This window comes from Mizugakiibacter sp., from assembly GCF_039680435.1.
GTDB lineage: Bacteria > Pseudomonadota > Gammaproteobacteria > Xanthomonadales > Rhodanobacteraceae > Mizugakiibacter.
The window spans coordinates 18,432-27,353 of the sequence record NZ_JBDKSX010000104.1 but is presented as its reverse complement, the minus strand read 5'-3'; the positions used below and the strand labels follow the sequence as shown (position 1 = coordinate 27,353).

Genomic DNA, 8,922 nt, shown 5'->3' with positions numbered 1-8,922 from the left:
TCGACATGGGTTATTTCGCCAACGCCGCGCAGATCCTGATCCAGTTCCTGTTCGGCGCGATCATCGGCCTGTTCGTGCTGCGCATGCTCGCCGAGGCGATGCGCGCGGACTTCTACAACCCGATCTGCCAGTTCCTCTACCGCACCACCAACCCGGTGCTGACGCCGCTGCGGCGCATCGTGCCGACGGTCAATCGCGTCAACCTCGCCGCGCTGCTGGTGGCCTGGCTGGTGGAGGTGCTGAAGCTGGTGCTGCTGTTCGCGCTGGCGGCCGGCATGCTGCCGGGACTACTCGGCCTGCTGGTGATGGCGCTGGCCGAACTGGCGGATTTCCTGCTCGTGCTGTACCTCGCGCTGGTGTTCGCCTGGGCGCTGATGAGCTTCCTCTCGGTCGACGCCGGCCACCCGCTGATCCCGCTGGTCAGCCGGCTGGTGGAGCCGCTGCTGCGCCCGCTGCGGCGCCGGCTGCCGGCGCTGGGCGGCCTGGATTTCTCGCCGGCGGTGGCGATGCTGGCGATCGTGCTGGCGCGCGTGCTGCTGGTCGAGCCGCTGTTCGACCTCGGCCGGCGGCTGGCGCTGTAGCCACGGCGGCTGCGGCCCGATCCCCTGCCCGGAGCCCGCCTGGCGCGGGTGTATGATCCGGGCGAGTCGCCACCGGAGGGCCGGGCCATGAAGCATGCCCTGCGCGTCACGCTGATCGGCGCCGTGCTGGCGCTGCTGCTCCTGCTGGTGCCGCGCGGCGCCGCCGCCGCGCAGGCCGAACGCTTCGGCGACTACATCGTCTACTACAGCGCGCTCGCCACCGACCAATTGCCGCCGGAAGTGGCCAAGACCTACGGCTTCGTGCGCTCCAGCCATCGCGGCCTGCTCAACATCGCGGTCAAGCGCGGCGCGGTCGATGCCACCGCCGTGGCGGTCGCCGCCGCGGTCAGCGGCAGCGCCACCAACCTGGCGAACCAGCGCACCACGGTCGATTTCCGCGAGATCCGCGACGGCGACGCGATCTACTACCTCGGCGAGTTCCCGGTCAGCGGCACCGACACGATGCGCTTCGAGCTGAAGGTGACGCCGGCCGGCGGTCCGCCGCACGCGCTGCGCTTCAGCAAGAACTACGTCACCGACTGAACCGGCAGGGCGGCGCGGGATTCAGCGCCGCGGCGCTTCGCGCGCCGCCCATGCGGCGATCGCGCGATGCAGCGCGTCGACGCCGTCGAACAGCGCGGCCGGCCCCGGCTGCAGGATGATCGGCGACCTGATCTCGTGCAGCTCGCCGTCGCGCACGGCCGGGATCGCGTCCCAGCCGGGGCGCGCCGCCACCTGCTCCGGCCGGAACTTCTTGCCGCACCACGAGGCCAGGATCAGATCCGGGCTGCGCCGCACCACCTCGGCCGGGTCGGCGAGGATGCGGTCGCGCGCCAGCGGCCGCGCGGCCAGCTCCGGGAACGCGTCGTCGCCGCCGGCGATGCGGATCAGCTCGGCGACCCAGCGGATGCCGGAGATCATCGGCGCATCCCATTCCTCGAAGTACACGCGCGGACGCCGCGGCAGCGCGGACGCCGCCGCGCGCACCGCCTCGAGGTGCGCTTCGGCGCGCTGCGCGTAGGCCTCGGCGCGCTCCGCGGCGCCGACCATCGCGCCCAGCCGGCGGATGTAGCCGAGGATGCCCTCGACGCTGCGGTGGTTGCTGATCCAGACCTCGACGCCGGCCTTGATCAGCGCCTGCGCGATGTCGGCCTGGATGTCGGAGAAGCCGATCGCCAGGTCCGGTTCCAGCCGCAGGATCTCGCCGATCTTCGCGCTGGTGAACGCGCTGACCTTCGGTTTCTCCTTGCGCGCCTGCGGCGGCCGCACGGTGAAGCCGGAGATGCCGACGATGCGCCGCTGCTCGCCGAGCGCGTACAGCACTTCGGTGGGTTCCTCGGTCAGGCAGACGATCCGCCGCGGGTACAAATCGTCCATCGCTCAGTGGCCGACCACGGTGACCGTGACCTTGCGCTGGTGCGGCTCGGCGCGGTGCTCCCACAGGAACACGCCCTGCCAGGTGCCCAGCAGCAACTTGCCCGCGTGCACCGGCAGCGCCAGCGAGACGCCGGTCAGCACGGAACGCACGTGCGCGGACATGTCGTCCGGCCCCTCGGCGTCGTGCTCGAACAGCGCGTCGCCGTCGACCACCAGGCGCGCGAACCATCGCTCGAGGTCGCCGCGCACCGACGCATCGGCGTTCTCGCAGACGATCAGCGAGCAGCTCGTGTGCTGCACGAAGACGTGCGCCAGCCCGGTGTGCACGCCGCTCTGCGCCAGCGCCTCGCGCAGCCGCTCGGTGATCTCGGTGAAGCCGCGCCCGCGCGTGTGCACGCCGAAGCCGGACTGCGCGACGTGCGTGGCGGGCTGGGCGTGGCTCATGGATACAGTTCGCGGCGCTGCCAGCGGCCGTCGACGCGCTCCCACTGCACGCGCTCGTGCAGGCGGAACTGCGCGCCGTACCAGAACTCGACGCGGTCGGGCACCACGCGGTAGCCGCCCCAGTGCGGCGGCCGCGGCACCTCGCGACCGGCGAATTCGCGCTCGTACTGCGCGACGCGCTGCTCGAAAATGGCGCGGTCGGGCAGCGTCTGCGACTGCAGCGAGGCCCAGGCGCCGACCTGGCTGAGCCGCGGCCGGGTGGCGAAATAGGCGTCGGAGTCGGCGGGCGTCAGCGCTTCCACCGCGCCCTCGACGCGCACCTGCACGCCGTCGCGCAGCGTCTTCCAGTGGAAGCACAGCGCCGCCCGCGGGTGCCGGGCGATCTGCTCGGCCTTGCTGCTGGTGTAGTTGGTGAAGAAGCGGAAGCCGTCGGCATCGACGCCCTTCAGCAGCACGATGCGCGCGGAGACGCGGCCGTTGTCGTCGGCCGTGGCCAGCGTCATCGCGGTCGGCTCGGGGTCGCCGGCGGCGCCGGCTTCGGCCAGCAGGGCGCGGAACGTATCGAGGATCTCGGGAGTCAGCATGCGGCCTCGCGGATGCGGTGGCGGCGCCCGCGCCGGTATGCTCGCGGCGACCGGGGCGGAGCGCATGATCGGGAAAGATGCTAGCACGGGCCCGGCGGCGCTCGCCGCGCCGCTGCTGCGGCACTACGCCACGCGCATGCGGCGCGCGCGGCGGCCGTTCGTGCTGGGCATTTCCGGCCTGCAGGGCAGCGGCAAGAGCACGCTGGCGCAGGCGCTGCTGCGCGAAGCGCGGCGCTGCGGCCTGCATGCGGTCGCGCTGTCGCTGGACGACGGCTACCACGGCCGGCGCGCGCGTGCCGCGCTGGCGCGCCGCGTGCACCCGCTGTTCGCCACGCGCGGCGTGCCGGGCACGCACGACGTCGAGCTGCTTGCACGCACGCTGGACGCACTGGCGCAGGCCAGTCCGCGGCGCCCGGCGCGGCTGCCGCGCTTCGACAAGGGCCGCGATACGCGCCTGCCGCCGTCGCGCTGGCCGCGCGTCGCGCGCGTTCCCGACCTGATCGTGCTCGAGGGCTGGTGCCTCGGCGCGCGGCCCGAGCGCGCGGCGGCGCTGGCCCGTCCGCGCAACGCGCTGGAACGCCGCGAGGACGCCGACGGCCGCTGGCGGCGCGCGGAGAACGCGGCCCTGCGCGCGTATCGTCCGCTGTGGCGGCGCCTCGACGCGCTGGTGCTGCTGCAGGCGCCCTCGTTCGCGGCGGTGCATCGCTGGCGCGACCAGCAGGAGGACGCGCTGCGCCGGCGCGGCGCGCCGCGCGCGATGGACGCCGCAGCGCTGCGCCGCTTCGTCGCCCACTACGAACGCCTCAGCCGGCACGCGCTGGCGACGCTGCCGGCGCGCGCGGACGTGCGCATCGACCTGGACCGCAGCCGCAGGGTGCGGCGCGTCTCAGGCCTGCTCTAGCCGGTAGCCGTGCTGGTACACGGCGGTCAGGCGCCAGCCGTGCTCGCCGTTGAGCTCCAGCTTCTTGCGCAGGCGGCTGACGTGGGTGTCGACCGTGCGCGTGGTGATGCTGGGACCAAGGTTCCACACGTTTTCCAGCAGCGCGTCGCGGCTGACGATGCGGCCGTGGCGGCGGAACAGGTAGCTGGCCAGGTCGAACTCGCGCTGGGTCAGCTCGACGTCGCGACCATCGACGGCGGCCCGGCGCCGCGGCAGGTCGAACGTGTAGGGCGTCAGTTCCAGCGTGGTCGGCGCCTCCGGCTCGCCGACGCGCCGGCGCAGCACCGCGGCGACGCGCGCCAGCAGCTCGGCCTGCTTGGGCGGCTTGACCACGTAGTCGTCGGCGCCGGCCTCGAGCCCGCGCACGATGTCGGCTTCCGCGGCGCGCGCGGTCAGGAACACCACCGGCAGGTCGGCGTTGGCGGAATGCCGGATCCACTCCAGCACCTCCACGCCGCTGGCGTCGGGGAGCATCCAGTCCAGCAGCAGCAGGTCGACCGCCTCGCTGCCGAGGCGGCGCCGGAACTCGGCAGCGCTGGCGAACAGGCTGGTGCGGTAGCCGGCGTGCTGCAGCCAGAGCTGGATCAGGCCGGCCTGGTCCGGGTCGTCCTCGAGAAACCCGATCACCCAACCGCGCATGTTCATCGCGCCGCTAACCCCCTCTCCGTAATCCGGTATCCGCTGCGGTGTCCATCCGGCCCGGTCGACGGTGAAGTCGACGCGCATGTCGCCCCATCATTCGCTCACCGCGCCGTCGCCGGTCGTCACCGCGGCCTCGTTGAGCCAGGCGCCTTCGATGTTCCTCGCCGTCCTGGAAACCTTCGCCAGTCCGCGCGGCACGGCATCCTCGATGTCCTTCGGCGCGGACGCACTGACTTCGATCACCCTGGCAATCACCATGCGTTTCCTTCTGCGCGCCGGCCGCGGGCCGTGCGGCCGGCGCGCGCGTCGAGTGTAACAAAACTTTTCATGCGATCAGGCGCCCGCCGGCGGCGCGCCGGTGGGCGCGATCAGCGCGGCATAACCCGCGCGCGCGTCCGGCCAGTACGGCACGAAGCCGGCGGCGCGCAGCCGCGCGTTGGCGAGACGCTTGCTGCCGATGCCGGCCGGCGGCGGTCCCTCCGCCGGCGGCGGCGCGCCGAGGCGCCCAGCCAGCGTCGCGTACAGCTCGGACAGCGGTAACGGCGTGTCGTCCACGCCGAGATAGATCGGCGCAGGCGCCGGCAACTTGAGCAGCAGCGCCAGCGCCGCCGCGGCGTCGTCGACGTGGATGCGGTTCGCCCAGAACGGCGGGTCGCGCGGCGCGCGCGCACGGCCGGCGCGGATCTCCTCGAGCAGGCGCGTGCGGCCGGGGCCGTACAGGCCGGCCAGGCGCAGCGCGGTTGCAGGCCAGTGCTGCGCCGCCAGCCACGCTTCCGCCTCCAGCAGCACGCGGCCGTTGAAACCGGGCGGGTCCGGCGGCGTGGCCTCGTCCACCCATGCACCGCCGTGCTCGCCGTAGACCGCGCTGGAGGAGACGAACACGACGCGCGCCAGCGCCGCGGTGTCCAGCGCGGCGAGCAAGCGGCGCGGACCGTCGAGGAAGGTGCGCCGGTAGGCCGCTTCCTCGCGCACGTCCGGCGTCGCCGCGTAGACCAGTTGGGTGATGCCGCCGGGCAAGGCGCGCAGCGTGGCCGGATCGGCGAGGTCGGCGCGCAGCGGGCGCACGCCCGGCGGCAGCGCTCGCGCGCTGCGCCGCAGGCCCCACACCGCGTCGCCGCGCGCGACCAGCCGCGCCGCGAGGCGCGCGCCGACGTCGCCGCAGCCGGCGATCAGCACGCGCTGCACACGCCCCCCTTGTTTCGTGCTGCCGCGGAATTGCTGCGCGCGGCTAGCATCGCCGCATGAATCCTTCGTCCAACCTGTTCCTGATCGGCCCGATGGGCGCGGGCAAGACCTCGATCGGCCGCGCGCTGGCGGTGCGCTACGGCATGCCGTTCGTCGACCTCGACCACGAAATCGAGCTGCGCACCGGCGCGGCGATCCCGCTGATCTTCGAACTCGAGCAGGAAGCCGGCTTCCGCCGCCGCGAAGCGGCGCTGCTCGACGAGTGTAGCGCCCGCGCCGGCACCGTGCTGGCCACCGGCGGCGGCGTCGTGCTGGCCGAGGCCAACCGCCGGTTGCTCGCCGCGCGCGGCTTCGTGGTCTACCTGCAGGCGCAGCTCGACGACCAGATGGAACGGCTGGCGCGCGACCGCCAGCGCCCGCTGCTGGCCGCGCCCGACCGGCGCGAGCGCCTCGACGCGCTGAACCGCGAACGCGACCCGCTGTACCGCGCGCTGGCCGACCTGATCGTGCCGGGGCGGCGCGAGACGGTGCAGTCCGCCTGCGAGCGGACGGCCGAGCTGATCGACGCGCACTGGCGCCGCCTCGCGCCGACGGAGGTCGCATGAGCGGCGTGCGCGAGCTCGAGGTGGCGCTGGGCGAACGCCGCTATCCGATCCGGATCGGCCCCGGCCTGCTCGGCGACGCCGCGCGGTGGCGTGCGGGCATCCGCGGCCGGCACGCGCTGGTGGTGACCAACGCGACGGTGGCGCCGCTGTACCTCGACCGCGTCGTCGCCGGACTGGGCGGCCTCGCCCACGCCGCACTGGTGCTGCCCGACGGCGAAGCGCACAAGACGCTGGACAACTGTGCGCGCGCGTTCGACGCGCTGGCCGCGCTGGGCGCGACGCGCGACGCCTGCGTGATCGCGCTGGGCGGCGGCGTGATCGGCGACCTCGCCGGCTTCGCCGCGGCGTGCTGGATGCGCGGCATCGACTTCATGCAGATGCCGACCACGCTGCTGGCGATGGTCGATTCCTCGGTCGGCGGCAAGACCGCGGTCAACCTGCCGGCCGGCAAGAACCTGGTCGGCGCCTTCCACCAGCCGCGCGCGGTGGTCGCCGACACCGACACCCTGGCCACCCTGCCCGGGCGCGAATACCGCGCCGGGCTGGCCGAGGTGGCCAAGATCGGCGCGCTCGGCGACGCCGCGTTCTTCGCCTGGCTGGAAGCGCGCGCCGACGCGCTCGCCGCGCACGACGCCGACGCGCTGGTCGAGGCGATCGCGCACAGTTGCGCGTACAAGGCCGGCGTGGTCGTCCGCGACGAAACCGAGCGGGGCGAGCGCGCGCTGCTCAACTTCGGCCACACCTTCGGCCACGCGCTGGAAGCCGAGTGCGGCTACGGCACGCTGCGGCACGGCGAGGCGGTGGCGATCGGCATGCTGCTGGCGGCACGGCTGTCGGCGCGCCTCGGCCTGGCCGGTGCCGCCGACGCCGAACGCCTGCGCGCGCTGCTGGCGCGGCTCGGCCTGCCGCTGGCGCCGCCGCCCGGCGCCGACGCGGATGCGCTGCTGGCGCGCATGGCGCTGGACAAGAAAAACGACGCCGCCGGCCTGCGCCTGATCCTGTGGCGCGGCGTCGGCCGCGCGGAGATCGTGGCGGGCGTCGACGCCGCTGCCGTGCGCACCGTGCTGGGGAAAAGGGAGTAGGGACGAAATAACGCGGGGCGACACGCGATCCGCGCAGCTCGAGCTTTTCCACTCCCCACTCCCCACTCCCCAACTTCCATCCCGCTACAATGCGCGCCCCGCCGTCGCCCCCGGCCGTCCGGCTACAATCCCCGCATGCGCATCTACATGCAGACCAAGCCCGCGGCCAGCGAGGCCCCGCGGTACTACCAGCTCGTGCTCGAGCAGGATCTGCTCGGCGGCTGGACGCTGTACCGCGAGTGGGGCCTGCAGGGCGGGCGCGCGTCGCTGAGGCGCGAGGTCTACCTGGAGCGCGACGCGGCACTGAACGCCTTCGAGCACGCGCGCGACGCGCAGCTCAAGCGCGGCTACAAGGTGATGTTCGCCCAAGGCCTGGAGCCGCCGCATGGCCAGTGACGTGCCGCACAACGACCGCTTCCTGCACGCGCTGCGCCGCCAGCCGACCGACACCACGCCGGTGTGGATCATGCGCCAGGCCGGGCGCTACCTGCCGGAATACCGCGCCACGCGCGCGCGCGCCGGCAGCTTCCTGGCACTGGCGAAGACGCCGGAGCTGGCCTGCGAGGTGACCCTGCAGCCGCTGGCGCGCTTCGAGCTCGACGCCGCGATCCTGTTCTCCGACATCCTCACCGTGCCCGACGCGATGGGGCTCGGCCTGTACTTCGCCGACGGCGAAGGCCCGAAATTCGAACGCCCGGTGCGCAGCGCCGACGACATCGCGCGGCTGCACGTGCCCGATCCGGAAACCGAGCTGCGCTACGTGACGGACGCGGTACGCCTGATCCGCCGCGAGCTGGCCGGCCGCGCGCCGCTGATCGGCTTCGCCGGCAGCCCGTGGACGCTGGCCTGCTACATGGTCGAGGGCGAGGGCTCGCGCGACTTCGCGCGCGTCAAGGCGCTGGCCTGGAACGAGCCGGCGCTGATGCACCGCCTGCTGGACACGCTGGCACAGGCGGTGGCGCGCTATCTCGCCGCGCAGGTCGCCGCGGGCGCGCAGGCGCTGATGGTGTTCGACACCTGGGGCGGGCTGCTGGCGCCGGCGCAGTTCCGCGAGTTCTCGCTGCGCTACCACGCGCAGGTCGCGGCGGCGCTCGGGGCCGACCCGGCCGCGCGCGAGGTGCCGCTGATCCTGTTCGCCAAGGGTGCCAACGGCCACCTCGAAGCGATGGCCGACACCGGCTGCGCGGCGCTGGGCCTGGACTGGACGATCACGCTGGGCGAGGCGCGCCGGCGCGTCGGCGCGCGCGTGGCGCTGCAGGGCAACCTCGATCCGGCGATCCTGCTGGCGCGGCCGGAGGTAATCCGCGCCGAGGTCGAAGCGGCGATCGCCGACTTCGGCCCGCACCCCGGCCACGTGTTCAACCTCGGCCACGGCGTCACGCCCGGGGTGGAGCCGGAGCACGTCAAGGCGCTGGTCGATGCCGTGCACGCGGCGGGCCGCGCGATCCGCGAACCGCGCGGATGAGCCGCGCGCGCCGCACC

13 protein-coding genes are annotated in these 8,922 nt (G+C 73.8%); 7 read left to right on the top strand and 6 right to left on the bottom strand.

The genetic code is table 11. From position 1 onward, the window contains the following. Both ABFC67_RS11445 and ABFC67_RS11440 read left to right on the top strand, forming a co-directional pair. The coding region (locus ABFC67_RS11445) for a YggT family protein (RefSeq protein ID WP_346738156.1) at positions 1–581 on the top strand (581 nt) is incomplete at its 5' end. A gap of 87 nt (positions 582–668) precedes the next feature. After that, on the top strand, positions 669–1,124 hold the full coding sequence (locus tag ABFC67_RS11440) for a DUF4426 domain-containing protein (RefSeq protein ID WP_346738155.1): 456 nt from the start codon (positions 669–671) through the stop codon (positions 1,122–1,124). A 21-nt stretch (positions 1,125–1,145) separates the two neighbouring features. On the opposite strand, the gene ABFC67_RS11435 is transcribed toward ABFC67_RS11440, so the two are convergent. The 3 genes from ABFC67_RS11435 to pdxH are packed head-to-tail and all read right to left on the bottom strand — an operon-like array spanning position 1,146 to position 2,986. Then, positions 1,146–1,958 carry an ABC transporter substrate-binding protein gene (locus ABFC67_RS11435; protein ID WP_346738154.1) on the bottom strand — a complete coding sequence of 271 codons (813 nt, stop codon included), beginning with the start codon at positions 1,956–1,958 and terminating at the stop codon, positions 1,146–1,148. A 3-nt stretch (positions 1,959–1,961) separates the two neighbouring features. Further along, a complete protein-coding gene (locus ABFC67_RS11430; RefSeq protein ID WP_346738153.1) occupies positions 1,962–2,402 on the bottom strand; it encodes a secondary thiamine-phosphate synthase enzyme YjbQ in 441 nt (146 codons plus the stop codon). Then, complete coding sequence (pdxH, locus tag ABFC67_RS11425; protein ID WP_346738152.1) at positions 2,399–2,986, bottom strand: pyridoxamine 5'-phosphate oxidase; 588 nt, start codon at positions 2,984–2,986, stop codon at positions 2,399–2,401. Before pdxH ends, ABFC67_RS11430 begins: the two co-directional genes overlap by 4 nt. 64 nt (positions 2,987–3,050) lie before the next feature. Here pdxH and ABFC67_RS11420 point away from each other — a divergent pair, with 64 nt between their 5' ends. Further along, entirely contained in the window at positions 3,051–3,887 is an 837-nt protein-coding gene (locus ABFC67_RS11420) for a kinase (RefSeq protein ID WP_346738151.1), read from the top strand. On the opposite strand, the gene ABFC67_RS11415 is transcribed toward ABFC67_RS11420, so the two are convergent. From ABFC67_RS11415 to ABFC67_RS11405, 3 genes are all read right to left on the bottom strand, one after another. After that, positions 3,873–4,571, bottom strand: coding sequence for a response regulator transcription factor (locus ABFC67_RS11415; protein WP_346738150.1), 699 nt, complete (start codon positions 4,569–4,571; stop codon positions 3,873–3,875). The two genes, ABFC67_RS11420 and ABFC67_RS11415, sit on opposite strands and share 15 nt — an antisense overlap. Before the next feature lie 90 nt (positions 4,572–4,661). After that, on the bottom strand, positions 4,662–4,826 hold the full coding sequence (locus ABFC67_RS11410; RefSeq protein WP_346738149.1) for a dodecin domain-containing protein: 165 nt from the start codon (positions 4,824–4,826) through the stop codon (positions 4,662–4,664). 75 nt (positions 4,827–4,901) lie between these two features. Then, a complete protein-coding gene (locus ABFC67_RS11405; protein ID WP_346738148.1) occupies positions 4,902–5,753 on the bottom strand; it encodes an NAD-dependent epimerase/dehydratase family protein in 852 nt (283 codons plus the stop codon). A 56-nt stretch (positions 5,754–5,809) separates the two neighbouring features. Here ABFC67_RS11405 and ABFC67_RS11400 point away from each other — a divergent pair, with 56 nt between their 5' ends. The 4 genes from ABFC67_RS11400 (at position 5,810) to hemE (ending at position 8,905) form a co-directional block, all read left to right on the top strand. After that, positions 5,810–6,358 carry a shikimate kinase gene (locus ABFC67_RS11400; protein ID WP_346738147.1) on the top strand — a complete coding sequence of 183 codons (549 nt, stop codon included), beginning with the start codon at positions 5,810–5,812 and terminating at the stop codon, positions 6,356–6,358. Continuing rightward, the gene (gene aroB, locus ABFC67_RS11395; RefSeq protein ID WP_346738146.1) at positions 6,355–7,440 is read left to right on the top strand and encodes a 3-dehydroquinate synthase; all 1,086 of its coding nucleotides are present in this window, start codon (positions 6,355–6,357) and stop codon (positions 7,438–7,440) included. Before ABFC67_RS11400 ends, aroB begins: the two co-directional genes overlap by 4 nt. A gap of 135 nt (positions 7,441–7,575) precedes the next feature. Further along, the gene (locus tag ABFC67_RS11390) at positions 7,576–7,836 is read left to right on the top strand and encodes a WGR domain-containing protein (protein WP_346738145.1); all 261 of its coding nucleotides are present in this window, start codon (positions 7,576–7,578) and stop codon (positions 7,834–7,836) included. Then, positions 7,826–8,905 carry a uroporphyrinogen decarboxylase gene (hemE, locus tag ABFC67_RS11385; protein WP_346738144.1) on the top strand — a complete coding sequence of 360 codons (1,080 nt, stop codon included), beginning with the start codon at positions 7,826–7,828 and terminating at the stop codon, positions 8,903–8,905. Before ABFC67_RS11390 ends, hemE begins: the two co-directional genes overlap by 11 nt. Positions 8,906–8,922: the final 17 nt, after the last annotated feature.